The organism is Cupriavidus alkaliphilus (genome assembly GCF_900094595.1).
In the GTDB taxonomy this organism is placed as follows: domain Bacteria; phylum Pseudomonadota; class Gammaproteobacteria; order Burkholderiales; family Burkholderiaceae; genus Cupriavidus; species Cupriavidus alkaliphilus.
The window spans coordinates 513,572-537,583 of record NZ_FMAD01000001.1; the positions used below are offsets into that span (position 1 = coordinate 513,572).

The following is a 24,012-nucleotide window of genomic DNA, read 5'->3' on the forward strand; positions in this document are numbered from 1 at the left end:
GCCAGGCGGGTTCGGGAAAGGTTCAGTCGAGGCTGCGCAGCACCGCGCGCACCGGGCTGGCATCCAGCCCGGCAAAGCGCAGCGGCAGCGCGATCAGTTCATAGTCGCCGGCATCGACCTGGTCCAGCACGATGCCTTCCAGGATCGCCAGGCCATGGCGGCGCACGGCGTTGTGCGCGTCCATGGTCTTGGAATCCTGCGGATCGAGCGAGGGCGTGTCGATGCCGACCAGTTGCACGCCGTGCGCGGCCAGCAGCGCGATGGTGTCGGGCGACACCGCGCAAAAGCCGGGATCCCACTGTGCCAGCGGCGCCTGGCGGTAGGTACGCAGCAGCACCCGCGGCGGCAGCGCCTCGAGCGCGTGCTCGACATGGTGCGGCTGCACCAGCGGCGCGGCGCCGATGCAGTGGATCACGCGGCACGGGCCCAGGTAGGGCGCCAGCGGCACGGCGCCGATCGGCGCGCCGTCGGCGGCGTAGTGCAGCGGCGCGTCCGCATGCGCGCCGGTGTGCGGCGACAGCGTGATGCGGCCGACATTGACCGGGCAATGCGCGTCGATCTGCCAGGCCGGCTGCTGCTGGAACGGCGTATCGCCAGGCCACACCGGCGTGGCGGGCGACAGCGGCGGGCTGATGTCCCACAGCCGGCGCGGGTCGGGATTGGGGGCGGTCATGGGTTGCGCGGCGCCGTCCGTGGGCGCCGTTTCTGTGTGCCTCGATGTCGGGAATCATAGTCAAAATCGGCGACAAGAGGCTTGCTAAATGGCCCGTCATCCGCCCTGTCTTTCGCATAGAATGCGAAAAATTGCCGATTAATCGAAGGAAATTCGAATGAACCTCGATCCTACCGATCTGCGCATCCTGACCTGCCTGCAGGAGAATGGCCGCATCAGCAACCAGGACCTGGCCGACCGCGTGGCGCTGTCGCCGTCGGCGTGCCTGCGCCGGGTCCGGCTGCTGGAAGAGTCAGGGGTGATCGGCGGCTATCGCGCCTGGTTCGATGCCGAGCAACTGGGGCTGGAGCTGGAGGCGATCGTGCAGGTGTCGATGCGCCATGACGTGGAGGGCTGGCACGACACTTTTATCGCCGCGGTGCAGTCGTGGCCGGAAGTGCTGTCGGCTTACATCATCACCGGCGACAGCAACTACATCCTGCGCGTGCAGGCGCGCAACCTGAAGCACTACTCGGACTTTATCGTCAACCGGCTGTACCGTACCCCGGGCGTGATGGATATCCGCTCGAATATCGTGCTGCAGCGGATCAAGGTAGACAGCTCGCCGCTGGCGATCCTGAAGTCGGACGCTGAAACCTAGCGCCGCGTGTGCAGCGCGATCAGCTGCCGCAGGGTTTCCTTCAGCTGAGCGCCCTGGCGGACACCGAAGTCATCCAGCACCGCACGCTCGTGCTGCGCGGCGCGCTCGAGCAGCGGCTGCACCAGCGCCAGGCCGCGCGGCGTGATCGAGACCAGCGCCTGGCGGCGGTCGGTCTTGCCGGCGCGGCGCACGACCAGGCCATCGTGCGCCATGCGGTCGACCAGCTTGGTCAGCGTGGGCTGCTTGGTCAGCGTGATTTCCGCCAGCGCGCCGACGGTGCAGTCGGGGCGGTCGGCGAGCGTGGCCAGCACGCGCCATTCCTGCACGGACAGGCCGCTGGCCTCGACCTCGCGATGGAACTCGCCCGAGATCAGATGGCTGGCGCGCGCCAGCAGGTAGGCCAGGTAGCCGTCGACAAAGGGCTGGGACGAAGGGACTGCCGGCAGGTCCGCCATGATGGGGCAGGGCTGTTCAGAGATCGAGCGGGGCGGTGGTGGTGAACTGGCCGCCCTGGAATATCAGCGGGCCGTCCTTGCCATCGAGCACGCCGCAGCGCTCCACTTCACCGACAAAGATGACGTGGTCGCCCTCGTCGTAGCGGCTGCGGTTGTGGCATTCGAACCAGGCCAGCGCATTCGACAGGATCGGCAGGCCGGTGGCCGAGAGCCGGTAGTCGACGCCGGCGAAGCGGTCACCCTTGAGCGTGGCGAAGCGCTGGCACAGGTCGAGCTGCGAGGCCGACAGCACGTTGATGATGTAGTGGGTGCCATCGCGGAACATCGGCAGGCTGTTGGCACGCGTGGCCATGCTCCACAGCACCAGCGGCGGCTCCAGCGACACCGAGTTGAACGAGCTGGCGGTGATGCCGATGAACGGCGGCGCGCCGGCCGCAACCGATTCGTTGCTGGCGCGCGTGGTAATCACCGTGACCCCGGTCGCGAACTGCGACAGGGTGCGGCGGAAGTGCATCGCATCGAAGTCGGGGGCGGCGGCTACGTTGGCGATCCGTGGCTGGGCCTCAGGCATGCCCATGGGGGCTCCACTGGAGTTCATGAAATTTCATATATATTATTCGCGCCAGGGGCGGCGAGTTCAAGCCCGGCGCCGCAGGCGCTGGCCGGTGCATAAAAAGCCCCGGCGGCCCGCCCTATAGAACAAGTGGCGAACAAGAAGCGAACAACAAGCCAACAACAAGCCAACAACAAGCAGCAGGAGACAAGCGCATGCTCATCGAGCAGATCGAACACCGCTGGCTGGCGGCGTTCCGCCGCACGCTGGAACTCTGTGCCCTGCAGCACGGGGATGTCGTGGGAATTGTAACGGAGTCCCAATCCCGCCCTGTCAACGTGGCCTTGGCCGAGCTGGCGGTGCAGTCGCTTGGCGCCACCCCGGTGCGCATCCAGGTGCCGACCCCGGCGCTTGCGGCCCCGGCGCCGGTGCGCTCCACCGGCGCCAGCGACGCCTTGCAGCATCTGGCCCCGGTGCTGGCGGCATTGTCGCGCTGCCAGCTGGTGCTCGACTGCACCGTCGAAGGCCTGCTGCACGCCCCTGAGCTGCCGCAGATTCTGCGCGGCGCCGACGGCGTGGTGCCGCGCATGCTGATGGTCAGCAACGAGCACCCCGAGATCCTGGAGCGCTGCCAGCCCGATCCGTCGCTTGAGACCACCGTGCGCGCGGCCATGAAGCGCCTGCGCGGCGCGCGCGAGATGCGCGTGCATTCGGCCGCCGGCACCGAGCTGCGCATCGGCCTGGCCGAGGCGCGCGTGGGCGGCGTCTGGGGCTTCTGCAACAAGCCCGGCCAGGTCTCGCACTGGCCCGGCGGGCTGTGCCTGGCGTTTCCGGCCGGGCGCCAGGTCAACGGCATGCTGGTGCTGGCGCCCGGCGACGTCAACCTGACCTTCAAGACCTATCTGCGCGACACCGTGGTGTGCCATATCGAGGACGACTATATCGTCGCGGTCGAGGGGCAGGGCGTCGACGCCGACATGATGCGCGGCTACTACCAGGCCTGGGCCGACCGCGAAGGCACGCGCGACGCCTACGCGGTCTCGCACGTGGGCTGGGGCCTGAACCGGATGGCGCGCTGGGACGCGATGACGTTCTACGACAAGCGCGATTGCAACGGCACCGAGCTGCGCGCGTTCGCCGGCAATTTCCTGTTCTCGACCGGCGCCAACGAGGTCGCCGGGCGGCATACGCTGGGCCACTTCGACCTGCCGCTGCGAAACTGCACGGTTTCGCTCGACGGCCGCAACGAGGTCGAGGCCGGCACGCTGGTGGAGGACGCCGCATGAGCGCCGCCGCGACCACGCAGCGCCACGCCAACGGCATCGCCACGCTGGCCTGGGGCGACGGCCCGGTGGCGGTGGTGATGCTGCATGGCATCGGCGGCGGCAAGGCCGCCTGGCCGGCGCAGGGCGAGGCGCTGGCGCAGGCCGGTTATCGCGCCCTGGCGTGGGACATGCCCGGCTACGGCGACAGTGCCCTGATCGACCCCTATGACTTCGACGGACTGGCGCAGGCGCTGACGCCCGTGCTGCTGTTCGAACGCGACGCCGGCCGGCGCGTGGTGCTGCTGGGCCACAGCATGGGCGGCATGGTGGCGCAGCAGGCTTGCGCGGCCACGCCGGCGCTGGTCGACGGCATGGTGCTGTCCGGCACCTCGCCCGCCTTCGGCAAGGGCGATGGCCCGTGGCAGCGCGAGTTCATCGCCGCGCGCACCGCGCCGCTGGATGCCGGCAAGACCATGGCGCAGATGGCGGCCGGGCTGGTGCGCACCATGGTCGCCCCCGATGCCGACGCGCAGGCCGTCTCCTTCGCCACCGCGGTGATGGCGGCGGTGCCGGCGCCCACCTACCGCGCCGCGCTGGGTGCGCTGGTGCGCTTCAACCAGCGCGACGCGCTGGCCCGCATCGGGGTGCCGGTGCTGGCGCTGGCCGGCCAGCACGATACCAACGCCGCGCCCGAGGTGATGCAGCGCATGGCGCAACGCATTCCCGGCGCCGAGTACCGCTGCTTGCCCGACGTGGGCCACCTGGCCTGCATGGAGCGCCCCCGGTTGTTCAACGACGCGGTGCTGGACTTCCTGCGGCGGCACTTTCCCTTGCACTGAAGCGCGCCGCTTTCCGGCAACGCCCACACAAGAACCGCCGCCGCGCCGCCCCCTTTCCATCCATCGGCGCGAGCAGGCAAAACAGGAGACGCCACATGCCATCCGGCCAGCTCGACTTCATTCCCGCCGTCGGTACGGCGGACTTCTCTGCGGAACAGGCGCAATGGCTGACGCTGGCCAACCGCCTTGGCCGCGAGCGCTTCGCGCCGCGCGCCGCCACCTGGGACCGCGAGGCCAGCTTTCCCTTCGCCAACTATGACGACCTGCGCGAGGCCGGCCTGCTGGCCTTGTGCGTGCCGCGGGCGTTTGGCGGCGCGGGCGCCGACTTTGCCACCTATTGCATGGTCGGCGCCGAGATCGGCCGCTTCTGCGGCGCCACCGCGCTCACGTACAACATGCATATCTGCTCGACCATGTGGACTGGCGTGCTGTCCGATGGCATCGACATGACGCCGGCACAGCGCGACGAACACCAGGCCCGCCGCGAGCTGCATTTCGCGCGGGTGGTGCGGGACGGCGCGGTCTACGCACAACCGTTCTCCGAAGGCTCGGCCGCCGCCGCGGGCAAGGCGCCGTTCGGAACTACCGCGCGCAAGGTCGACGGCGGCTGGGTGCTGAACGGGCGCAAGATCTTCGCCTCGCTGTCGGGCGCGGCCGACTACTACGGCATCCTGTGTACCGAGGACCGCGGCGACCAGCATCCGGACATGCGCGACACGCTCTACATCGCCGTGCCCGGACAGGCGGACGGGCTCACCGTGACCGGCGACTGGGACCCGATGGGCATGCGCGGCACGGTGTCGCGCACGCTGCTGCTCAAGGACGTGTTCGTGCCCGACCACGAGCAGCTGATGCCGCGCGGGGTCTACCACCGCGCCGCGCAGACCTGGCCGGCGATGTTCTTCACGCTGTCGCCGACCTACCTCGGCGTCGCGCAGGCGGCGTATGACTTCACCGTGCAATACCTGCGCGGCGAGGTGCCGGGGCAGCCGCCGGTCAAGCGCCGCATGTATCCCACCAAGCAGATCGCGGTGGCGCAGATGCGCATCCAGCTGGAGACCATGCGCTCGATCTTCTGGCGCGCGATCCACGAAGCCAGGCCCAACCCGTCGAAGGACGAGCGCCTGCGCCTGTACGCCGCGCACTACACGGTGATGGAAGGCGCCAACGACATCGCCCGGCTGGCGATCCGCACCTGCGGCGGCCAGTCGATGCTCAAGGACCTGCCGCTGGAGCGGCTCTACCGCGATTCGCGCTGCGGCGCGCTGATGCTGCCGTGGACCGCCGAGCTGATCCTCGACCGCATGGGCCGCGAGACCCTGTACGAATCCGGCGAGCGCGACGAATGAGCGCCCCCCGCCGGGCCATCCGTGCCGGTGCCGCCGGGCTGGGCGCGCTGCCGGCCATGCTGCATGGCCATGCCGACGTGGCGCCGGGCCGGCCGGCGTTGCACTACCTGGGCCGCACCTTCACCTACGGCAAGCTGTGGCGGCGCGTGGAGCGCGCCAGCGCCCACCTGGCCGCAACCTGGGGTATATGCGCCGGCGACCGCGTCGGCACGCTGTGCCTGAACCACGAGCTGCAGCTGGTGCTGCTGTTCGCCTGCGCCCGCGTCGGGGCCATGTTCGCGCCGCTGAACTACCGGCTGGCGCCCGCCGAGCTGCGGGCGATCGCGGCCCACGCGCAGCTGGCCGTGTTGTTCCATGATGCGGCCCATGAAGCGCTGGCGCGCGAGGCCGGCGGCGATTCCCGGCTGGTGCCCATCGACCGGCTGGTCGACCATCCGGCGCCGTCCGGCGTGACCCATGCCGCCGTGCCGGACCACGCGCCGCTGCTGCTCGCCTATACCTCCGGCACCACCGGCAAGCCCAAGGGCGCGGTGCATACCCAGGCCGGCTTGCTGGCCAATGCGCGCGCCAGCTGGTGGGCGCACGGCATGAGCGCGGACGACCACGTGCTGTCGGTGCTGCCGCTGTTCCATGTCGGCGGGCTGTGCATCCAGACGCTGCCGGCGCTGCTGGCCGGCGCGCGCGTCACGCTGCATGACCGCTTTGCGCCGCAGGCGTGGCTGGAGGCGGTGGCCGCGGCGCGGCCGAGCCTGTCGCTGATGGTGCCGGCCACGCTGCGCGCGGTGCTGGAGCATCCGGGCTGGCCCGATGCCGACCTGGCGGCGCTGCGCGGGGTGATGGCGGGATCGTCGACCATTCCGCGCTCGTATATCGACGCGTTCCACGCCCGCGGCGTGCCGCTGGGACAGGTCTATGGCGCCACCGAGACCGGGCCGGTATCGGTGGTGCTGAAGCTGGAACAGGCCATGGCGCGCCCCGGCTACGCCGGCTGGCCGCAGCCCGAGGCCGAAGTGCGGCTGGCCGGCACCGACGGCGCCGAGGTGGCGCCGGGCGCGGTCGGCGAGCTGTGGGTGCGTGGGGCCAATGTCATGGTGGGCTACTGGAACCAGCCCGACAGCGGGCTGCCGGGCGGCTGGTTCCGTTCCGGCGACCTCGCGCACCGCGATGCCGAGGGCTGCATCGAGGTGGTGGGCCGCAGCAAGGACATGATCATCTCGGGCGGCGAGAACATCTATCCTGCCGAGATCGAGAACGTGCTGGTCGGCCTGCCCGGCGTGCAGGAATGCGCGGTGGTCGGCGTGGCCGATGCGCGTTGGGGCGAAGTGCCGGTGGCGGTGATCGTGCCGGCGCCGGGCGCGCCGCGCGGCCCTCTGGCGGCCGGACCGCTGCGCGAGCTGCTGGCCGCGCGCATCGCCCGCTTCAAGCTGCCGCGCGAGGTAGTGCTGATGGAGGACCTGCCGCGCAGCGCGCTGGGCAAGGTGCTCAAGCCGCAATTGCGCGCGCTGCTGGAGGCCCGGCGCGGGCCCGGCTGAATCCGCTGCAAGCGCGCCGATCTGCGCTTATGCTTGAGGCCTGGCAAGACAGACGACTACGCAAGGGAGCAGGGCAAATGGAACACGGATTGGAAACCGCCACGCTGGGCGGCGGATGCTTCTGGTGCCTGGAAGCGGTCTACCAGCAGGTCGAAGGCGTGGTTGCGGTCGAGTCCGGCTACACCGGCGGACATGTCGACCGCCCGACCTACCAGCAGGTCTGCGAAGGCGATACCGGCCATGTCGAAGTGGTGCGCGTCAGCTTCGATCCGTCGGTGATCAGCTACCGCGAGATCCTTGAGATCTTCTTCGCCATCCACGACCCGACCACGCCGGACCGGCAGGGCAACGACGTGGGGCCGCAATACCGCTCGGCCATCTTCACGCACTCGGAGGCGCAGCGCGCAACGGCCGAATCCGTGATGGAAGAGCTGGCTGCCGCCAAGGTGTTCGATGCGCCGATCGTGACGCAGGTCGAGCCCGAGCAGCCGTACTGGCGCGCCGAGGCCGGCCACCAGAACTACTACCAGGACCATCCCAGCCAGGGCTACTGCGCGTTCGTGATTTCGCCCAAGCTGGCCAAGTTCCGCAAGCAGTTCGGCGCGAAGCTGCGCAAGTAAGGCGGGAGCCGGCACGCCGGCGCGGTCAGCGCTCCAGCCGCGCCATGATGGCCTCGGCCAGCCGCGCGCAGCTCAGCGGGGCGCAGCCTTCGGCGTTGTTGCTGACGATGACGATGGCGGGCTGCCCCGCGCGCAGGGTGCGCGCCACCACGTCGGCAATTTCGTGGCGGGTGTCGGGATCGTCGTCGACGATGCGGTCGAACGGCGCGTAGCGTTTCTCCGCGTAGGCGTAGGGGCGGCCGGCATGCAGCATCCAGCGCAGTACCAGCGGGCCCGCCGCGGCCTCGTCCATCAGCGCCTGCGCCGCGGCCTGGCGCGGCACCGGCGGCAGCCGGTCGCGCGCCGACAGGCAGAAGCGCACGCCGTGGCGGCGCAGCAGGCGGATATAGCGCGGCGTCAGCAGGGCCGGGTCGCGCAGCTCGACGGCATAGGCGGCGTGCGGCGTCAGTGCCGGATCCAACGCCGGCAGCGCGCCGAGGAAGGCGTCTAGCCGCTCCAGGAATACCGCACTGTCGGCCAGCGGCCCCATCGGCGACAGCTGGAACAGCAACGGCCCGCACTTGTGGCCCAGGCCGCTGGTGGCCGGCACGATGAAGTCGCGCGCAGCGATCTCCGCATCCAGGAAGGCGGCGTTGGCCAGGCGCCCGGCACCGTCCGGGCCGCGCAGCCACGCGTCGCAGACGCTGGCCGGGGCCTTGACCAGGAAGCGGAAGCCCTCCGGCACCTGCGCCGCGTACGACAGGTAATCGGCCAGCGGGATCGGCCCGTAGAAGCCGCGGTCGATGCCGGCGGCGCGCAGCAGCGGGTGGCGCGAATAGGCGGCAAGGCCTTTGCGCGACAGCAGGCTGTCGCTGTACTCGCCGTCGTAGACCAGCCCATTCCAGCCGGGATAGGCCCAGGAAGAGGTGCCGAAATACAGGTGCGGCGGCAGCCGCGCGGCCAGCGCCGCCAGTGCCGGCGCGGCCGGAAACGGCTGCACGCTCTTGCCGCGCGCCGGTTTGGCTGGGGAGTCGGGGCGGGCGGCCACGCCGGCTGGCGCCGCGGGCTGCCCGGGAGGGGCTGCGGGGGCGGGCAGGGGCAGCCCGCCAAAGAGGTCTTCAGTCAATCGTCTCGGTTGCCTTCAGTCGTTGCCGCCGATGGGCTGGTCGTAGATATAGCGGCGCGACCACGGCAGCGAGTCGGCCTGCAGCCCTGCCTTGTGGCACACCACCTGGTAGATCGACATCTTCTCGGTTTCGAAGGCGTGCGCGCAGCCGGCCAGGTAGACGCGCCAGATGCGGTATTTCTTCTCGCCCACCATGCTGCGAATGGTATCGCCGCGCGCCTCGAAGTTGTCGGCCCAGTGGTGCAGCGTGCGCGCGTAGTGCCGGCGCAGCAGCTCGACGTCGAAGGCTTCGAGGCCGCCTTGCTGCAGCGTGCGCAGCACCAGCCCGATATGCGGCAGTTCGCCCTGCGGGAATACGTAGCGGTCCATGAACTCGGCGCCGTCCATCGGCGTGGCGCCATTGTCGGGATCGGGCGAGGTGATGCCGTGGTTCATGGCGAAGCCGTCGTCGGCCAGCAGCTCGCGGATGCGGCCAAAGTAGCCGGGCAGGTTGTCCTTGCCCACATGCTCGAACATGCCGACGCTGGTGATGCGGTCGAAGGTGCCGGTGGTGTCGCGGTAGTCCTGCAGCCGGATCTCGATGCGGTCGGACAGGCCCGCGGCCTTGACGCGCTCGGTGGCCAGGTCGAACTGGTTCTGCGACAGCGTGATACCCACGCAGCGCGCGCCGAACTTCTGCGCCGCGCGCAGCACCAGCGCGCCCCAGCCGCAGCCGATATCCAGCAGCGTCTGGCCCGGCTGCAGCCGGATCTTGGTCAGGATGTGGTCGATCTTCTTGATCTGCGCGGTGGCCAGGTCTTCGTCGCCGTGTTCGAAGTAGGCGCAGGAATAGACCATGTTGGGGTCGAGCCAGAGCTGGTAGAAGTCGTTGGAGACGTCGTAGTGGTACTGGATCGACTCTCTGTCTTGCTGCTTGGTATGCGAGAAGTGCTGCGCCACCTTGTACAGCGCCCCGCCGGCGCGCCGCGTGGCCGCGGCCGAGAAGCCGTAGCCCACCTTGATGATGTCCGCCAGCCGGCCGTCGAAATCGATCTTGCCCTGGACGTACGCCTCGCCCAGGTTGTCCAGGCTGGGGGTCAGCAGCAGCGGCAGGGCTGCGGCTTCGCGCACGGTCAGCGTCACCACCGGCTTGTCGAATTGCCCGAGCGGGTATTCGGCGCCATTCCACAGCCGCAGGCTGACCGGGAGATTGGCGTTCTCGCGCAGGTCGGCGATCCAGTTGTCGAGTTGCTTTTCCAGGGTTTGCTTGAAAAACATGCGCTTCACCTCCCGATGGTTGCGGCACACGCTTCGGCGGACGCATCCGGCAAGGAGAAACTGCGCGCAAACCTTGCCCGATCCGTCGCGAGCGCTGCAAGAAAAGAGTAGCCAAGCGACGCCTGTCTCACTTTAGTCCAATTCCGCAGCCCGTGCAGCACACCGCCGGAAGACCCTGCCGTCGTCCCGGGAGAGACGTAGAAGCATCAGAGCGGACGCGCTCGGCGTCCGCCGGCCCGGATCAGGGCGACAGTCGCACGATCTGCCAGCCGGTGCCCGGCTGGACCCGGTAGGCGATGCGGTCATGCAGGCGCGATGGCCGCCCCTGCCAGAATTCCAGCGCGGTCGGCACCAGGCGGTAGCCGCCCCAGTAGGGCGGGCGCGGCGGGTTCTCGCCGAACTTGCTGCGGTATTCCTGCTCGCGCTGCTCCAGCACGTCGCGGCCGGGTACCTCCCGGCTCTGCGCGGAAGCCCAGGCGCCCACGCGCGAGCCCAGCGGACGCGTAGCGAAATAGGCGTCGCTTTCGTCTTCGGAAACCTTCTCGACGCGGCCTTCGACGCGCACCTGGCGCTCCAGCTGGACCCAGTGGAACAGCAGCGCTGCGCGCGGGTTCGCCGCCAGGTCCAGGCCCTTGCGGCTTTCATAGTTGGTGAAGAAGGTGAAGCCGCGGTCGTCGATGCCCTTGAGCAGCACGATGCGCGCCGAGGGCTGGCCGTCGGCGTCGACCGTGGCCAGGGTCATGGCGTTGGGTTCAGGCAGCTTGGCTGTGACGGCCTCGTCGAACCAGCGCTTGAACTGGCTCATCGGGTCGGGGGCCACGTCGGATTCGGACAGCGCGCCCAGCACATAGGTGCGGCGCAGGTCGGCAAGTTGGGTCATGTCGCAATCATCAGGGAATCGGTCCGGAGGCGCGGTGCGCCCGGGGGCGGGGGCCGCGGGGTCCGGTTGATTCGAGTATAGCGAATGCATCGGGGGCCGCATTTGCGTGGCGACAAGCCCGGCCAGCGGTCCCCGGTGCGTCACCCGCCGGCGGTCGGCTGCGCCGGCGGCGCCAGCGCCTTGCGCCCCTGGCGCCGCGAATAGTAGCCGGCCGCGCCCATCGCGCCCGCCATCGACAGGAAGATCGGCAGCATGCCCAGCGCCGTGCCGACCACGCCGAAGGTAAGCGGCCATACCACCTGGCTGGTGTTGAGCACCGCCGAGCGCAGGCCCAGCGCCTCGCCCGCGCGGCCGTGCGGCGACGCGGTGTGCAGGATGTTCATGACATTGGGCTGCGCGCTGCCCAGCGCCAGGCCCAGCACGAAGGCCAGGGCGCACATCAGCCAGAAGTGCGCGGCGAAGGGATAGGCCAGGTAGGCCAGCGCACCCACCAGCAGGGCGGCGCGAATGATCTTCCATTCCGACAGCCGGCGCGACACCGCCGGCATCGCCACCCGGATGGCAAAGGTGGCGATGGCAAAAGCGCCCAGCACCCAGCCGATCGACGACGGCGACAGCCCGATGCGCGAGCCCTGGATCGGGATCAGGAACGCGTGCAGGTCCCAAGCGGCCGACAGCACCGCGCTGGCGACGAAGACCGCGCGCAGTTCGGGATGCTGCAGCAGGTCGAGCGTGGAGTGCCGGGTGCCGTCCTCGATGGCGATGCGCCCGGCGTTGCCGCCGCGCGCGGGCAGCCGCGGACGCACCCATTGCAGCCCGGCCTGGCCGGCCAGCGCCACCGCCACCAGCACCGCGAAGGCGGGGCGGAAGCCCGCATGCTCGATCACGTAACCCATTGCCACCGGCCCGAGCGTGCCGGACACCGACAGCCCCAGCGCATGCCAGGTGTAGTTGCGCAGCCGGGTGGCATCGGTCGAGACCTGCCCGATCAGCAGCTGCATCGCCACCTGGACCAGCATGAAGCCGACCCCGATCAGCGCGCACGACAGGTACAGCGCGTCCAGCTCGTGCCACAGCGCCGGCAGCAGCGTGCCGGCCACCACCATCAGCGAGCCCGCCATCATCGGCTTGCGCGGGCCGATCTGGTCGATGCGCTTGCCGGCGCGGATCGCCAGCAGCATCGGCAGCAGCGCGTACAGCGACATCAGCACGCCCAGCGTGACGGTGGAGGCCTTGAGGGAAATCGCGAACAGCGACACCACCACGCGGCTGGCATTGAAGGCCACGTGGTTGCACACCGTCAGTGCGATCAGCCAGGTGATCGGCGGGACGGCGGCATGCGTCAGCGTCATGGGGCGGGGCGGAGCGTGGTGGACCGCGCCTGATGCCGGCGGGGAGCCGTACCAGACGGGGCAAATCAGGAAAAAGGGCCGTAAAACAGGCAGCAAAAACAAAGGGCGGCCGCAGCCGCGCCTTCTCAAGGATGCCACACGGGCGGGCCCGCGTCGCAGCCAATGCTTGCCATGCTTAAGCTTCTTGTAAATGGCCGTTTAATTATGCGCCTGAGCGCGGCGCGGCACAACGACAATGTGCGTCAACTTGCCGCAGCGGCGACAAGTGTTGCGATTTTGTTTAAACGGCGAGGGCCCCGGGTGGCGTGTGGATCTATCCGCCCTGGTAGAACGACCGGTCGTTGCTGGGGCGCTGCGGCGCGCGCTCGTTGGCCGGGCGCTGCGGCGGGCGCTGGGCGGCGGGACGGGACGGCTCGTTCCGGCTGGCAGCGGGGGCCTTGCCGGCACGGGCTTCGGCCGCGGGCTGGCCGGGGCGCGTGGCCGTGGCATCCGCGCCGGGCCGGCTTGTGTCCGTCGCGCCGGTGGCGTCAGCGGGCGCCGCCGCGGCCTTCGGGTCCTTGTAGGTCTTGCCGGGCGGCGGCGCGGTGGGGCGCTTGCGCAGTTCGGCCAGCAGTTTGGCGCACTGCGTGTCGTCGCCGCCAGGCGAGAGGTCGAGCAGCGGCAGCACCGCGGTGGCGACCGGCGCCAGCAGCGCCAGCGACAGCGCGCCGCCGGCGCGCAGCGCCAGCACGCCGATATCGGGGCTGACGCGCGGGTTCTTCATGGTGCCGCCGACATACAGCGGCGAGCGCAGCGAGAAGATGCGCAGGCCCTTGGAGTCGGGATGAATGGTCAGCGCCAGCCGCTCGCTGCGCAGGTCGATGCCGCCGGTGGTCTCGATCACCGCGTCCTGGGTGTCGAGCACGAAGGTGCGCGCGCGCGCCACCCCGTCGGTCATGGCGAAGTCGCTGACGCCGCAGTTGATCTGGACCGGCTTGTCGCCGAACAGCTTCGACACCACCAGGCTGCCGACATTCAGGCCGATCGCCTCGAGCAGGAACTTGCTGACCGTGCCGTTCTCGACCAGCAGCCGCGCCTCGCCGTTGGACGAGCCCAGCAGCGCCGCCACGGAATTGCCGGTGGCCGACAGCTTGGCGCTGCCGTTGAGTTCGCCGATGCTGGCGCGCATCAGGTCGATGGTCGGGAACAGTTGCTTGAGCTTCATGCGCCGCGCCTTCAGGTCGACCATTGCGCCCATGGGCTCGCGCTTGCCGTCAAGCCGCACCGTCGACACCAGGTTGCCGCCCGCCACGCCAAAGTTGAGCGGGTCCAGCAGCAGCACGCCGTCCTGCAGCTTCAGGTGCGTGACCAGGTCGGTGATCGGCAGCTCGACATCGCGGATGATGCGCTTGCCGGTGAAGTGCACGTCGGCGTCGATCTCGTCCCAGCGCTCGGTGCGGAACGGCGCCACCGGCAGCGCCTTGTCCGCCGGCTGGGCCACCGGGCTGTCCTTGGCCGGGCGGCCGGGCTTGGCGTCGGCGCCGATCAGCGGGGCCAGGTCGACGAAGCGCAGCTGGTTCGACACCAGGTTGCCGGCCAGCAGCGGGCGCGGATCGCGCTTGGTGAAGGTGAGCGTGCCCGACAGGTCGCTGCCGCCGACGCGGCCGGTGAACTTCTGGTACTCGTAGATCGAGCCCTCCTTGCGCAGCGTCGCCATCAGCCGGCCACGGGTCTGGTACGGCGGCGTCGACGGCAGCACCACGCCGGTCAGCGCGTAGAGCTTCGCCATGCTGTCGCCGGCCAGGGTCAGGTGCACGTCCAGCGCCGCCAGGTGCGCCGGATTGGTGACCGTGCCTTCGATCTGGGCGCGCGTGCTGCCCACGCGCACATCCGCCTGGATCGGGAACGGCACGTCGGTATTGCGCAGGCTCAGCACCGTGCCGGCCTTGCCGCTGGCGTTGATGGTGGCCTCGTTGTAGCGCCCGGTCGCTTTCCAGCGCACGCCATAGCGGCCGTCGCCGCCATTGGCGGGCGCGGCGGAGGCCGGACCGCCGGCGCGCGGCGCTGAGGCCGCCTGCGCGGCGCTGCCCGGTGGTCCGGGCGGCACGGCCGAGGCCTGCGGCTCGATCAGCGCGCCGTCGCGCGCCTTGTCATAGAGCGGTGCGTTGCCGATGGTGTCGAGTTCCGCCTGCAGCGAGATCTTCTTGAGCTGGTCGGTCAGCGCCAGGTTGCCGCGCGCCAGCACTACCTCGCCGACATCCAGCTGCCATTTCGAGGTGCCCTTTTTCGGGCCGGTATCGAAGGTCCAGTTGTTGCGGCTGTCGGGCAGGCGCTCCAGCCATACGGCGGGGCTGTCGATGACGATGGTCGGCACCGCGATCTCGTTGGCCAGCAGCGGCAGCGGGCGCAGCACGAAGATCAGCTCGCGCACGGTCGCCATATTGGGCTGCGCGGCCCAGTCCGGGTTGCCGACGGTGATGTCGCGCGCCGACAGCCGCGGCCACGGCACCAGCGTGCGCCAGCCCTTCTCGCCCTCGCCGCGGCGCCAGGTCACGGTCAGGTCGCCATTGATGGCAAAGGGGCGGCCGATGGCTTCGGAGACCCGGTCGTTGAGCCAGGGCTTGATCCGGTTCCAGTCGAAGGTCAGGATCACGACCACCAGCAGCGCGATCAGCGCGACCGGTGTCAGGACACTCCACAGAACGACCTTGCGGCGCACGGGCATGAGGCGGGCTCCTGGCTGGCGGGGGCGAGGGCCCGCGGAACCCGCGCGGGGCGGCGCGGCGAACGGACCACTGCAGGTCTATTGTATAGTTGCGCGCTTCCCGTCCTTGTCGGGGACTGGCTGACATCGCCGCCGGAAAATGCCGGATTTTTTGTCCCGGTATCGCCGTGCCCGGCGCGGCCCGCGTCCCGAGATCCGCTCCTTCCCGTATGAACGATGCCGCACACGAGCTGGCTGGCCTGCCCGAGCCGCTGACCCACGAAAGCCCGGCCGACGACGACTACCATCGACGCTTCGGCGGCGTGGCGCGGCTTTACGGCGCCGCCGGGCTGGCCCGGCTGGAGGCGGCGAACGTGTGCCTGGTCGGCATCGGCGGGGTCGGCAGCTGGGCGGCCGAGGCGCTGGCGCGCAACGCGGTGGGCCGCATCACGCTGATCGACCTGGACCATATCGCGCTGTCCAACACCAACCGCCAGATCCATGCGCTGGGCGACGCCTACGGGCGTGCCAAGGTCGAGGCCATGGCCGAGCGCATCGTTGCCATCAACCCGCGTTGTCGCGTGACCCAGGTCGACGACTTTGTCACCGCCGACAACGTGCCGGACCTGCTCGGCGCCGGCTATGACTACGTGATCGACGCCATCGATGCGGTGCGCGTGAAGACCGCCATGCTGGGCTGGGCCAGGCGCCAGGGCGTGCCGGTGATTACCTGCGGCGGCGCTGGCGGCCAGCTCGATCCCACGCGCGTGCGCATCGACGACCTCGCGCGCACGATCCAGGATCCGCTGCTGTCCAAGGTGCGCGCCAGCCTGCGCAAGCAGTGGGGCTTTACCCGCGACCCGAAAAAGAAGTTCGGCATCGCGGCGGTCTATTCGGACGAGCCGCTGCAATATCCCGAGCCCGAGCAGCAGGCCTGCGAGATCGACGAGGCACCGCCGCTGGAGGTGCCGTCCGGCCAGGCCGCCGCGCGCGGGCCGCAAGGGCTGGCCTGCGCCGGCTTTGGCTCGTCGGTGGCGGTGACGGCGGTGTTCGGCTTTGTCGCGGCGTCGGCGGTGATCGGCGCGATCGCGCGCGGCTGAGACGCCGGCGCCGCGCCGTTCAGGCGCTCAGCGCGCGCAGCAGCGCGTCGATGTCGGCCGGTCCCGGTGCCTGGTTGTCGAAAAAGATCAGTTCCGGATAGTCGGCGGGCGCCGGCATGAAGCGCCGGGTCCGGTACGCGTCCCAGTGCGCCAGCTTGTAGGCGTCGTTGGGGTTGCCGCGCCGGACGATGCGCGCGTGGGCCTCGTCCTCGGGCAGGTGGACCCAGACCGTGCGCACCGTGGTGCCGGCGGGCACGTGCAGCCAGTCCGGGTCGTTCAGCAGGTGGGCGCGGACCTCGCGCGACAGCGGGCCGATCACGATCGCGCTGATGCCCAGCGCCAGGTTCTCGCGCGCGGTGTCGAGCAGGCCCTGGTATTCGGGGTCGCGCAGATGCTCCAGGTAGGCCGGGCTGTCGCGGTCGTTGGGGTCGCCGGTAATCGCGGCCATGGCCGCGGCGCTGTAGCGGCCGTACAGCGTGTCCTTGTCGAGCAGGCAGAACGGCTCGCCGGTGGCCTGCATCAGCGGGCCGATCAAACGGTGGGCGAGGGTGGTCTTGCCGGTGCCGGCATGGCCGCAGAAGAAAATCAGTCGTGGCATGAGCGAAAGACGATAGGGGTGACGGGCCGGCCGCATTGCCCACAGCATACCCGCTCGCTTGCGCCAGATCAGGCCCGGGTCGCGCCGATTCGGTATCCTTGCCGTTTTTCTCCACGCTTGCCGCCGCTTCCCATGGACGCCAAAGACCAGCTTTCCTCCGCCGGCCTGCCGGACCACCTGCACCTGGGCGAACCGGTCACCGACGCCACCCACGCCGAGTTCGTGCAGCTGCTGGCGGCGGTCGCCAGCGCCGCCGACGACGCTTTCCTGGCGGCGATGGACGCATGGATCGACCACACCCGCCATCATTTCGCCCAGGAAGAGCAGTGGATGGAAGCCATGGGCTTCGGCCCGCGCCATTGCCACGCGGGCGAGCACCAGCAGGTGCTGGCGGTGGCCGTCGCGGTGCGCGACAAGGTGCACAGCGATGCCGAGTTCCAGCTTGGCCGCCGGCTGGTGGCCGAGCTGTCAGGCTGGTTCGACCATCACGTCAAGTCGATGGACGCGATGATGGTCGAGCATATGCGCGAGAACGGCTTCACGCTGATCGAAGGCCCCGCCACGGCGGCGTGATCGCCGCCGGCGTGGCGCTCAGGCCTGGCGCGCCGCGTCGCGGTCGATCACCACGAAGTATTTGCGCACCGGGTCCAGCACCTGGAACACGCCGGTAAAGCCGCCCGGGATCACGCAGGCATCGCCGGGGCCGAATTCGCTGGCATGGCCGCTGTCGTCGCTGATGCGGATGCGGCCGCTGATGACGTGGAAGAACTCTTCCTTGCCCGCCGGGAAGGCGATGCGCCACGCGCCCGGCTCGCACGCCCAGATACCGCAATCGAAATCGCCATGCTGCGCGCTGTAGTGCGTCCAGGTGGTGCGGTCCGGATTGCCCGACACCAGCCGGTCGGGGCGCGGACGGTCGTGGCTGGGGGCGGGTTCGGTCTTGAAGTCGATCAGGCGGGGCGCGGTCATGGCAGCGGGCGAATCGGTGATGCGGAACTGGGAATCCGCCAGTCTACCGCGCCGGGCCCGCATCGCCGTCAGTTCAGCGACGTGCTCAGCTGGCGGCGCCAGCGCGACACCACCTCGGGCCGGTCGGCCAGCATCTCGAATACCGACAGCATGGTGCGGCGGCCGATATCGTCCTCGAAGCCGCGGTCGGTGCGCACGATCGCCAGCAGCTGTTCCAGCGCCGGCTCGTACTGCTGCTGCGCGATCATCAGCCGCGCCAGGTCCAGGCGCGCGCCGAGGTCGCGCGGATCGGCGTCGATGCGACCGGCCAGGGTGGCCGCGTCGGGCAGGCCGGCGGCGTTCTCCATCGCATCGATGCGCGTGCGCAGCGCGCCGTAGCCATCTTCCTGTTCCGCGCGTGGCGACAGCGCCGCGAACTCGGCCCTGGCCCGGTCGATGGCGTTGCCGTCCAGCAGGAAGCTGATATAGGCCAGGCGCGGGGCATCGGATTCCGGATCCGCCGCGATCGCGTCGGCGAACAGGGTCTCGGCGCCGTCGCGGTTGCCCGCGGCGGCCAGTTCCAGCGCGTGGGCCAGCGGCGAGCCGGCCTGGGCCTGGCCTGGCGCCAGCCGGCCCAGGAACTCGCGCAGGCCCGATTCCGGCAGCACGCCGATGAACTGGTCCACCGCCTGGCCGTCGGCAATCGCCACCACATGCGGAATGCTGCGCACGCCGAAGTGCGCGGCCAGTTCCTGGTTCTCGTCGACATTGACCTTGACCAGCTTCCACTGACCGTCCGCCTCGGCTTCCAGGCGTTCCAGCATCGGGCCCAGGGTGCGGCAGGGGCCGCACCACGGGGCCCAGAAATCGACCAGCACGGGTGCCTGGCGCGAGGCGTCGATCACTTCGGTTTCAAAATTCTGCAGGGTGACGTCGCTCATGGGGAATCCTGGACGGGAGAAAGATGGGGGAATCGATATCCCCTATTGTGAGGGCGAAGGCGCCGAATGCAACGCCCGTTGCCGCGGGTGCACCGTCGCCGTCCGGGAAGTCACCCGGTTGAAAATAGAACGATCGTTCGGTTATAGTCCTTGACCATACGACAGACCCGGTCCGCGAGACCGCACAGGAGACCCTTCATGCCGAACCCCGCCCGCCCGCATTTCCAGTTCTGGCCAAAGCGCCTGCCGCCCGCCATCGTGCTGCCGGAAACGTCGCTGTGGGCCAACCTGGAGGTCTCGGCGCTGCGCTATGCCGACAAGGCCGCGATCCGCTATTTCGGCAACGCCATCAGCTTCCGTGAGCTGCAGGCCCAGGCCACCGCGCTGGCCGGCTGGCTGCAGCAGCAGGCGGGCGTGAAGAAGGGCGACCGGGTGCTGCTGTACATGCAGAACTGCCCGCAGTTCATCGTCAGCTACTACGCCATCCTGCGCGCCGACGCGGTGGTGGTGCCGGTCAACCCGATGAACCGCGCCGAGGAGTTCAAGCACTACGTCACCGACGCCCAGGCGCGCGTGGCCATCTTCACCGCCGATCTTGCCGCCGGCGTCGAGCAGGCGCAGGCCGAGCTGGAACCGGCGCAGCGCCTGCAACACCTGCTGGTGACCCAATACGCCGACGCGCTGCCGCCGGCCCACGAACATCCGGAAGACGCGCCGCCGGCCTGGCTGACCACGCCGCATCCGTTGCCCGCGGGCGCCACCGCCTGGGCCGACGCGCTGGGCGCGGGCCTGCAGCCGGGGCCGCATACCGCCGGCCCGGACGACATGGCGGTGATGCCGTACACCTCGGGCACCACCGGCTTTCCCAAGGGCTGCATCCACACCCACCGCTCGGTGATGCACAACATCGTCGGCGGCGCGACCTGGTCGGGCTCGGGCGCGGAGTCGGTGGTGCTGTCGGTGCTGCCGCTGTTCCATGTCACCGGCATGCAGTACGGCATGAACGGGCCGATCTACAGCGGCGCCACCGTGGTGATGCTGCCGCGCTGGGACCGCGAAGTGGCGGGGCGCCTGATCTCGCGCTACCAGGTCACGCACTGGACCAATATCCCGACCATGGTGATCGACTTCCTGGCCAGCCCCAACCTGGCTGAGTTCGACCTGTCGAGCCTGCGCTATATCGGCGGCGGCGGTGCGGCCATGCCGCAAGCGGTGGCCGAGCGCCTGCGCGAGCAGTTCGGGCTGAATTACCTGGAGGGCTACGGGCTGTCCGAGACCATGGCGCCGACCCACAGCAACCCGTCGGACCGGCCCAAGCTGCAGTGCCTGGGCGTGCCGACCTTCAACACCGACGCGCGCGTGATCGACCCGGTCACGCTGAAGGAGCTGCCGCCCAACGAGATCGGCGAGATCATCGTCAGCGGGCCGCAGGTGTTCAAGGGCTACTGGGGCAAGGAGGATGCCACGCGCGAGGCCTTCATCGAATTCGAGGGCAAGACCTTCTTCCGCACCGGCGACCTGGGCCGCATGGACGAAGAGGGCTATTACTTCATCACCGACCGGCTCAAGCGCATGATCAATGCGTCGGGCTTCAAGGTGTGGCCGGCCGAGGTCGAGAACCTGCTGTACAAGCACCCCGACGTGCAGGAGGCCTGCATCATCGGCACCCGTGACCCGTACCGCGGCGAGACCGTCAAGGCGGTGGTGGTGCTGCGCGCCCATGCCAGGGGCAAGACCACGCCGGAGCAGATCATCGACTGGGCCAAGGACAATATGGCTGCCTACAAGTATCCGCGCGTTGTCGAATTCGTCGACGCGCTGCCGAAGTCGGGCACCGGCAAGGTGATGTGGCGCCATCTGCAGGAAAGCGAGAACGCGCGCAATCCGGCCGCAGGCGCGGCGCCGGCGGCCTGAGTCCGCGGGCCTGGGCATGAAAAAAGGCTGGTCGCCCGACCAGCCTTTTTTCTTTCTGCGTGTTCCGGGCTCAATGCCCGCGCACCCGCATCAGCATCTTCACCATGGTCTTGTAGCCCCGTTGGCGCGCATGGCGCGTGGGTGTCACGCCTTCACGGTCGGCCAGGTTGGCGTCGGCGCCCGCATCCAGCAGCAGCTGCACCGTATCCTCGTAGCGCGCGCTGCCGTCGCCCAGGATCACCGCCTCCAGCAGCGCGGTCCAGCCCAGGTCGTTGACGTGGTCGACGGCGATGCCGGCCTTGAGCAGCAGCTTTACCACTTCCACATGGCCCTGCTGGCTGGCCACGATCAGCGCGGTGCCATGGTAGCGGTCGGTGCTGGCGAGGTCGGCGCCGTGCGCCAGCGCCAGCCGCACCATGTCGGCCTGGCCGGTGGCGGCGGCCAGCAGGAACGGGCTGTTGGCATCGGCGTCCTTCAGGTTGACGTCGGCGCCGGCCAGCATCAGCGTGCGCGCGACCTCGGTGCGGCGGTTCTGCACGGCCGCCAGCAGCGCGCTGCGGCCCTGCTCGTCGGCGGCGCGGGCCGAGGCACCCGCGGCCAGCAGGCGCGACACCAGGACCTGGTCGCCGGCGCTGGCGGCGGTGATCAGGTTGCGGTCGAGCGTGCTGATGGCGTCGCGGCCAGCCAGTCCGCGGGGCGCCTGCGTGGCGGGGCCGCGCGGCGGGCGCGCCGCGGGCGGGTTGGCCGCACCGCCGGCGGGACGCGCCGCCAGGGTCTGGCTGCCCTGCGCCGCCAGCAGGCCGCCGCCCATCAGCAAGCCCATCAGCCCCAGCAACTCATTGAGTGCCTGTCTGCGGGTGCGGGCGGCGGGGCGCGTCATGGCGGCAGCTCCTGGGCTCAGACGGTTTCGTGAGGGCTGGCCGGCAACGCGAGGTTGTCCGGCGCCTGGGCGGCAGGTTCGGCGGCGGGTTCGGCGGCATCTCCCGCCTGCAGCTGGCGCCAGAGCCGCCCGAGGTAGGGATCGTCGACACCGTTGGTGGCCAGCCCAAGCAGGGTTTGCTGCAGGTATTCGCGAGCCGGGCCGTACAGGCCGGCCGCGTGGCGCAGCCGTTCCACCACGCTGGCGTCAGGCAGCCGGCCGGCGTAGGCCTCGTGGGAACGGTTCATGACGAAGGCCAGCGCGCGCTGTTCCGGCGCGCCGGCGGCGCCGACGCGGATGCGCAGCCAGCGCGGATGGTAGGCGCCGGTCAGCATCTCGCGCCGCCACAGCACGCGGAACTCCTGCTCGACCACATGGCTGGGCACGCGGAACACCATGCCGTGGCAGCAGCCGCCGCGGTCCAGTCCGAGCACCAGCCCGGGATTGTCCCAGGTACCGCGGTTGATGCGGGAATAGAGGTAGAAGCCGCGGTGGTAGCCGTGCACCGTGGCGCGCTGGCGCTCGGTGTGCACCACCATCGGGTTCCAGATCAGCGAGCCGTAGCCGAATACCCAGACATCGCCGCCCAGCGCGGGATCGTCGGGGCGGCGCGCCAGCGTATCGGCCAGCGATTGCTCCAGCGCGGCCTCGGGCAACAGCGAGGACGCAACCGGAGTGCTGCACAGCGAGGTGCGCAGCCGGTCGGATTCGAGGTCCTGTCGCGTAATGCCCATGCTGCAAGCATAAATCAAAGCAGCGGCCCGGGCGGGCCGGGGAAATGCCACAAGTGGCACTTTTGTTCGGAATTGTCCGAGTCAGCGGTCCGGGTGTGGGTGCCAGACAACGGTCCGGGCCGCGTGGTGCCGCTGCTGCTCGCCGTGGCCGTGCGCCGCCCATCCTTGTCGGTGGTCAGCCCGGCGCGAATTGCGCGCCGCTGGCGCCGCCGAGTCCTTACAATGGGGCCTCAATCCAACCCAGGGGGAACCTGCGATGGCACGTACGCTTACGGTGGTGTTCGGCAGCGGCAAGGAATATGACTTCACGATCGGCACGGACGAGCTGGCCGCGGTCACCGAGGATGCCGCCTGGCGCTGGTTCGACCGGGAATACACCGAGCTTGACTGCCAGGCATCGAGCCCGGTGGGCAAGGTGCTGGTGATCGACAAGATCCTGAATGTCGCCAAGTTCTCGGGGGAAGCGCGCTTTTCCGGCGATGCTGTCTGGGCGCAGGACTATGCGCGCCATGCGGCGCGGCTGCTGGACCGGGACAAGGTCCGCGTCGATGTCGGCAACGCCGCCATCGGCTTCTGAGAGCGCCCGGGCAGGGCGCCCGGGCTGAACACTCCGGCCGGGACGCCGCTCCTGCTGGCGCGGGAGCGGCGTGGCGCCGGCCGGGATCGTCTTCTTAAACTGCCAGCAGTTCCACTTCAAACAGCAGCGTCGCGTTGGGCGGGATCACGCCGCCGGCGCCGCGCGCGCCGTAGCCCAGGTCGGCCGGGATCACCAGGCGGCGCACGCCACCAACCTTCATGCCCTGCACGCCCTCGTCCCAGCCGCGGATCACATGGCCGGCGCCCAGCGGGAACACGAACGGGTCGTTGCGGTCCTTGCTCGAATCGAACTTGCGGCCGGCCTGGCCGTTCTCGTACAGCCAGCCGGTGTAGTGCACGGTGACATGCTTGCCGGCGGTGGCTTCGGCGCCGGAGCCGACGGTGGTGTCTTCGTATTGCAGGCCAGAGGGCGTGGTTTGCATGGCGTTGTTTCCTTGCGATGGAAAAGACGTGGACAGGGAAGATGAGCGCAGCGCCGCTGCGCTCAGGCTTGGGCGCGCTGGAGCACTTCCAGCGTCAGTTGTACGTTGCGATCGTCGTCGGCCACCCAGATATCGCCGTCCTGGATCGTCGCCGACAGGCGCATGGCGCGCTGCGCCAGCGCGGCCAGCGCGTCGACGGCCTCTGCCGGGACATTGTAGACGGTGACGTTGCGCAGCTTGCCGGCCTTGCCCGCCATGCCCTTCCACCACTCGCGCGCGCTCGCGGCATTGTAGGTGTAGACGGTCACGCGCTCGGCGCGGGCCGCGGCGCGTTTCAGGCGGGCTTCGTCGGGCTGGCCCAGCTCGACCCAATGGGCGATGTCGCCGGTCAGGCGCTTGTCCCACAAGTCGGGCTCATCGGGTTCGTCGAGGCCGCGGGTAAAGGCCAGGGTTTCGCTGGCTTCGCAGGCAAAGGCCAGCAGGCGCACCATCATGCGCGCGTCGTTCTCGGACGGGTGCTGGGCGATGGTCAGGCTGTGGCTGCCGTAATAAGGCCGGTCCATGTCCGACACGGACAGTTCGGCCTTGAAGATGGTGGATTTGAGCGCCATGAGGTGAGGTGAGCGGCAGGCGCCC

General features: G+C 69.7%; 25 protein-coding genes. 10 read left to right on the plus strand and 15 right to left on the minus strand.

The genetic code is table 11. From position 1 onward, the window contains the following. Positions 1–22 precede the first annotated feature (22 nt). On the minus strand, positions 23–673 hold the full coding sequence (gene kynB / locus GA0116996_RS02380) for an arylformamidase (RefSeq protein WP_092306938.1): 651 nt from the start codon (positions 671–673) through the stop codon (positions 23–25). 157 nt (positions 674–830) lie between these two features. Here kynB and GA0116996_RS02385 point away from each other — a divergent pair, with 157 nt between their 5' ends. After that, positions 831–1,313, plus strand: a complete 483-nt coding sequence (locus GA0116996_RS02385; RefSeq protein WP_092306939.1) for an Lrp/AsnC family transcriptional regulator — start codon at positions 831–833, stop codon at positions 1,311–1,313. On the opposite strand, the gene GA0116996_RS02390 is transcribed toward GA0116996_RS02385, so the two are convergent. Together GA0116996_RS02390 and GA0116996_RS02395 are read right to left on the minus strand one after the other, a co-directional pair. Next, positions 1,310–1,768: a MarR family winged helix-turn-helix transcriptional regulator gene (locus tag GA0116996_RS02390; protein ID WP_092306941.1), complete on the minus strand. Its 459-nt coding sequence runs from the start codon at positions 1,766–1,768 to the stop codon at positions 1,310–1,312. The genes GA0116996_RS02385 and GA0116996_RS02390 overlap by 4 nt on opposite strands. Positions 1,769–1,784: 16 nt before the next feature. Further along, the gene (locus GA0116996_RS02395) at positions 1,785–2,345 is read right to left on the minus strand and encodes a flavin reductase family protein (protein ID WP_092306943.1); all 561 of its coding nucleotides are present in this window, start codon (positions 2,343–2,345) and stop codon (positions 1,785–1,787) included. Between the two features lie 191 nt (positions 2,346–2,536). Between GA0116996_RS02395 and GA0116996_RS02400 the strand changes: the two genes are divergently transcribed. From GA0116996_RS02400 to msrA, 5 genes are all read left to right on the plus strand, one after another. Next, positions 2,537–3,607 carry a 2,5-dihydroxypyridine 5,6-dioxygenase NicX family protein gene (locus GA0116996_RS02400; protein ID WP_092306944.1) on the plus strand — a complete coding sequence of 357 codons (1,071 nt, stop codon included), beginning with the start codon at positions 2,537–2,539 and terminating at the stop codon, positions 3,605–3,607. Next, positions 3,604–4,425, plus strand: a complete 822-nt coding sequence (locus GA0116996_RS02405) for an alpha/beta fold hydrolase (RefSeq protein WP_092306946.1) — start codon at positions 3,604–3,606, stop codon at positions 4,423–4,425. Before GA0116996_RS02400 ends, GA0116996_RS02405 begins: the two co-directional genes overlap by 4 nt. Positions 4,426–4,520: 95 nt before the next feature. Next, positions 4,521–5,774: an acyl-CoA dehydrogenase family protein gene (locus tag GA0116996_RS02410; protein ID WP_092306948.1), complete on the plus strand. Its 1,254-nt coding sequence runs from the start codon at positions 4,521–4,523 to the stop codon at positions 5,772–5,774. Then, positions 5,771–7,306 carry a class I adenylate-forming enzyme family protein gene (locus GA0116996_RS02415; protein WP_092306949.1) on the plus strand — a complete coding sequence of 512 codons (1,536 nt, stop codon included), beginning with the start codon at positions 5,771–5,773 and terminating at the stop codon, positions 7,304–7,306. Before GA0116996_RS02410 ends, GA0116996_RS02415 begins: the two co-directional genes overlap by 4 nt. Positions 7,307–7,383: 77 nt before the next feature. Next, positions 7,384–7,926 carry a peptide-methionine (S)-S-oxide reductase MsrA gene (gene msrA / locus GA0116996_RS02420; RefSeq protein WP_092306951.1) on the plus strand — a complete coding sequence of 181 codons (543 nt, stop codon included), beginning with the start codon at positions 7,384–7,386 and terminating at the stop codon, positions 7,924–7,926. Between the two features lie 25 nt (positions 7,927–7,951). On the opposite strand, the gene GA0116996_RS02425 is transcribed toward msrA, so the two are convergent. The 5 genes from GA0116996_RS02425 to GA0116996_RS02445 all read right to left on the minus strand — a co-directional run bounded on the left by GA0116996_RS02425 (position 7,952) and on the right by GA0116996_RS02445 (position 15,224). Next, positions 7,952–9,031 (minus strand): DUF72 domain-containing protein, encoded by a 1,080-nt coding sequence (locus GA0116996_RS02425; RefSeq protein ID WP_092306953.1) that lies wholly within the window; start codon positions 9,029–9,031, stop codon positions 7,952–7,954. A 15-nt stretch (positions 9,032–9,046) separates the two neighbouring features. Next, positions 9,047–10,288, minus strand: coding sequence for an SAM-dependent methyltransferase (locus GA0116996_RS02430; protein WP_092307352.1), 1,242 nt, complete (start codon positions 10,286–10,288; stop codon positions 9,047–9,049). Positions 10,289–10,529: 241 nt separating this feature from the next. Beyond that, the gene (gene pdxH / locus GA0116996_RS02435) at positions 10,530–11,168 is read right to left on the minus strand and encodes a pyridoxamine 5'-phosphate oxidase (protein ID WP_092306955.1); all 639 of its coding nucleotides are present in this window, start codon (positions 11,166–11,168) and stop codon (positions 10,530–10,532) included. A gap of 140 nt (positions 11,169–11,308) precedes the next feature. Further along, a complete protein-coding gene (locus GA0116996_RS02440) occupies positions 11,309–12,520 on the minus strand; it encodes an MFS transporter (protein WP_092306957.1) in 1,212 nt (403 codons plus the stop codon). Between the two features lie 313 nt (positions 12,521–12,833). After that, positions 12,834–15,224, minus strand: coding sequence for an AsmA family protein (locus tag GA0116996_RS02445; RefSeq protein WP_092306959.1), 2,391 nt, complete (start codon positions 15,222–15,224; stop codon positions 12,834–12,836). Positions 15,225–15,433: 209 nt separating this feature from the next. Here GA0116996_RS02445 and tcdA point away from each other — a divergent pair, with 209 nt between their 5' ends. After that, complete coding sequence (tcdA, locus tag GA0116996_RS02450) at positions 15,434–16,303, plus strand: tRNA cyclic N6-threonylcarbamoyladenosine(37) synthase TcdA (RefSeq protein WP_092306961.1); 870 nt, start codon at positions 15,434–15,436, stop codon at positions 16,301–16,303. A 19-nt stretch (positions 16,304–16,322) separates the two neighbouring features. On the opposite strand, the gene GA0116996_RS02455 is transcribed toward tcdA, so the two are convergent. Then, positions 16,323–16,901, minus strand: coding sequence for a P-loop nucleotide/nucleoside kinase family protein (locus tag GA0116996_RS02455; RefSeq protein ID WP_092306963.1), 579 nt, complete (start codon positions 16,899–16,901; stop codon positions 16,323–16,325). A gap of 132 nt (positions 16,902–17,033) precedes the next feature. Here GA0116996_RS02455 and GA0116996_RS02460 point away from each other — a divergent pair, with 132 nt between their 5' ends. Further along, a complete protein-coding gene (locus tag GA0116996_RS02460; protein WP_092306965.1) occupies positions 17,034–17,474 on the plus strand; it encodes a bacteriohemerythrin in 441 nt (146 codons plus the stop codon). An 18-nt stretch (positions 17,475–17,492) separates the two neighbouring features. Here the strand turns inward: GA0116996_RS02460 and GA0116996_RS02465 are convergent, their stop codons facing one another. Together GA0116996_RS02465 and trxA are read right to left on the minus strand one after the other, a co-directional pair. Beyond that, a complete protein-coding gene (locus tag GA0116996_RS02465) occupies positions 17,493–17,870 on the minus strand; it encodes a cupin domain-containing protein (protein WP_092306967.1) in 378 nt (125 codons plus the stop codon). Between the two features lie 68 nt (positions 17,871–17,938). Beyond that, the gene (gene trxA / locus GA0116996_RS02470; protein ID WP_092306969.1) at positions 17,939–18,790 is read right to left on the minus strand and encodes a thioredoxin; all 852 of its coding nucleotides are present in this window, start codon (positions 18,788–18,790) and stop codon (positions 17,939–17,941) included. A gap of 198 nt (positions 18,791–18,988) precedes the next feature. Between trxA and GA0116996_RS02475 the strand changes: the two genes are divergently transcribed. Beyond that, a complete protein-coding gene (locus tag GA0116996_RS02475; RefSeq protein WP_092306971.1) occupies positions 18,989–20,704 on the plus strand; it encodes a long-chain fatty acid--CoA ligase in 1,716 nt (571 codons plus the stop codon). A gap of 70 nt (positions 20,705–20,774) precedes the next feature. Here the strand turns inward: GA0116996_RS02475 and GA0116996_RS02480 are convergent, their stop codons facing one another. Further along, a complete protein-coding gene (locus GA0116996_RS02480; protein WP_092306973.1) occupies positions 20,775–21,584 on the minus strand; it encodes an ankyrin repeat domain-containing protein in 810 nt (269 codons plus the stop codon). 17 nt (positions 21,585–21,601) lie between these two features. Further along, entirely contained in the window at positions 21,602–22,357 is a 756-nt protein-coding gene (locus GA0116996_RS02485; RefSeq protein ID WP_244159748.1) for a gamma-glutamylcyclotransferase, read from the minus strand. 256 nt (positions 22,358–22,613) lie between these two features. Between GA0116996_RS02485 and GA0116996_RS02490 the strand changes: the two genes are divergently transcribed. Beyond that, complete coding sequence (locus tag GA0116996_RS02490; protein WP_092306977.1) at positions 22,614–22,934, plus strand: hypothetical protein; 321 nt, start codon at positions 22,614–22,616, stop codon at positions 22,932–22,934. A gap of 94 nt (positions 22,935–23,028) precedes the next feature. Here the strand turns inward: GA0116996_RS02490 and GA0116996_RS02495 are convergent, their stop codons facing one another. Next, positions 23,029–23,376: an FKBP-type peptidyl-prolyl cis-trans isomerase gene (locus tag GA0116996_RS02495; protein ID WP_018008195.1), complete on the minus strand. Its 348-nt coding sequence runs from the start codon at positions 23,374–23,376 to the stop codon at positions 23,029–23,031. Between the two features lie 62 nt (positions 23,377–23,438). Beyond that, positions 23,439–23,987, minus strand: a complete 549-nt coding sequence (locus GA0116996_RS02500; RefSeq protein ID WP_092306979.1) for a YaeQ family protein — start codon at positions 23,985–23,987, stop codon at positions 23,439–23,441. Between the last annotated feature and the right edge of the window lie 25 nt (positions 23,988–24,012).

What these genes read in the sequence shown, in the direction of transcription:
- GA0116996_RS02410 (WP_092306948.1), top strand. Translation starts at nt 4,521, where the DNA reads ATGCCATCCGGCCAGCTCGACTTCATTCCCGCCGTCGGTACGGCGGAC.
- GA0116996_RS02475 (WP_092306971.1), top strand. Translation starts at nt 18,989, where the DNA reads ATGCCGAACCCCGCCCGCCCGCATTTCCAGTTCTGGCCAAAGCGCCTG.
- GA0116996_RS02440 (WP_092306957.1), bottom strand. Translation starts at nt 12,520, where the DNA reads ATGACGCTGACGCATGCCGCCGTCCCGCCGATCACCTGGCTGATCGCA.
- GA0116996_RS02430 (WP_092307352.1), bottom strand. Translation starts at nt 10,288, where the DNA reads ATGTTTTTCAAGCAAACCCTGGAAAAGCAACTCGACAACTGGATCGCC.
- GA0116996_RS02465 (WP_092306967.1), bottom strand. Translation starts at nt 17,870, where the DNA reads ATGACCGCGCCCCGCCTGATCGACTTCAAGACCGAACCCGCCCCCAGC.
- GA0116996_RS02390 (WP_092306941.1), bottom strand. Translation starts at nt 1,768, where the DNA reads ATGGCGGACCTGCCGGCAGTCCCTTCGTCCCAGCCCTTTGTCGACGGC.
- GA0116996_RS02485 (WP_244159748.1), bottom strand. Translation starts at nt 22,357, where the DNA reads ATGGGCATTACGCGACAGGACCTCGAATCCGACCGGCTGCGCACCTCG.
- GA0116996_RS02405 (WP_092306946.1), top strand. Translation starts at nt 3,604, where the DNA reads ATGAGCGCCGCCGCGACCACGCAGCGCCACGCCAACGGCATCGCCACG.
- kynB (WP_092306938.1), bottom strand. Translation starts at nt 673, where the DNA reads ATGACCGCCCCCAATCCCGACCCGCGCCGGCTGTGGGACATCAGCCCG.
- GA0116996_RS02395 (WP_092306943.1), bottom strand. Translation starts at nt 2,345, where the DNA reads ATGGGCATGCCTGAGGCCCAGCCACGGATCGCCAACGTAGCCGCCGCC.
- trxA (WP_092306969.1), bottom strand. Translation starts at nt 18,790, where the DNA reads ATGAGCGACGTCACCCTGCAGAATTTTGAAACCGAAGTGATCGACGCC.
- GA0116996_RS02495 (WP_018008195.1), bottom strand. Translation starts at nt 23,376, where the DNA reads ATGCAAACCACGCCCTCTGGCCTGCAATACGAAGACACCACCGTCGGC.
- GA0116996_RS02480 (WP_092306973.1), bottom strand. Translation starts at nt 21,584, where the DNA reads ATGACGCGCCCCGCCGCCCGCACCCGCAGACAGGCACTCAATGAGTTG.
- GA0116996_RS02460 (WP_092306965.1), top strand. Translation starts at nt 17,034, where the DNA reads ATGGACGCCAAAGACCAGCTTTCCTCCGCCGGCCTGCCGGACCACCTG.
- GA0116996_RS02415 (WP_092306949.1), top strand. Translation starts at nt 5,771, where the DNA reads ATGAGCGCCCCCCGCCGGGCCATCCGTGCCGGTGCCGCCGGGCTGGGC.
- GA0116996_RS02500 (WP_092306979.1), bottom strand. Translation starts at nt 23,987, where the DNA reads ATGGCGCTCAAATCCACCATCTTCAAGGCCGAACTGTCCGTGTCGGAC.
- GA0116996_RS02490 (WP_092306977.1), top strand. Translation starts at nt 22,614, where the DNA reads ATGGCACGTACGCTTACGGTGGTGTTCGGCAGCGGCAAGGAATATGAC.
- GA0116996_RS02445 (WP_092306959.1), bottom strand. Translation starts at nt 15,224, where the DNA reads ATGCCCGTGCGCCGCAAGGTCGTTCTGTGGAGTGTCCTGACACCGGTC.
- pdxH (WP_092306955.1), bottom strand. Translation starts at nt 11,168, where the DNA reads ATGACCCAACTTGCCGACCTGCGCCGCACCTATGTGCTGGGCGCGCTG.
- GA0116996_RS02385 (WP_092306939.1), top strand. Translation starts at nt 831, where the DNA reads ATGAACCTCGATCCTACCGATCTGCGCATCCTGACCTGCCTGCAGGAG.
- tcdA (WP_092306961.1), top strand. Translation starts at nt 15,434, where the DNA reads ATGAACGATGCCGCACACGAGCTGGCTGGCCTGCCCGAGCCGCTGACC.
- GA0116996_RS02455 (WP_092306963.1), bottom strand. Translation starts at nt 16,901, where the DNA reads ATGCCACGACTGATTTTCTTCTGCGGCCATGCCGGCACCGGCAAGACC.
- GA0116996_RS02400 (WP_092306944.1), top strand. Translation starts at nt 2,537, where the DNA reads ATGCTCATCGAGCAGATCGAACACCGCTGGCTGGCGGCGTTCCGCCGC.
- msrA (WP_092306951.1), top strand. Translation starts at nt 7,384, where the DNA reads ATGGAACACGGATTGGAAACCGCCACGCTGGGCGGCGGATGCTTCTGG.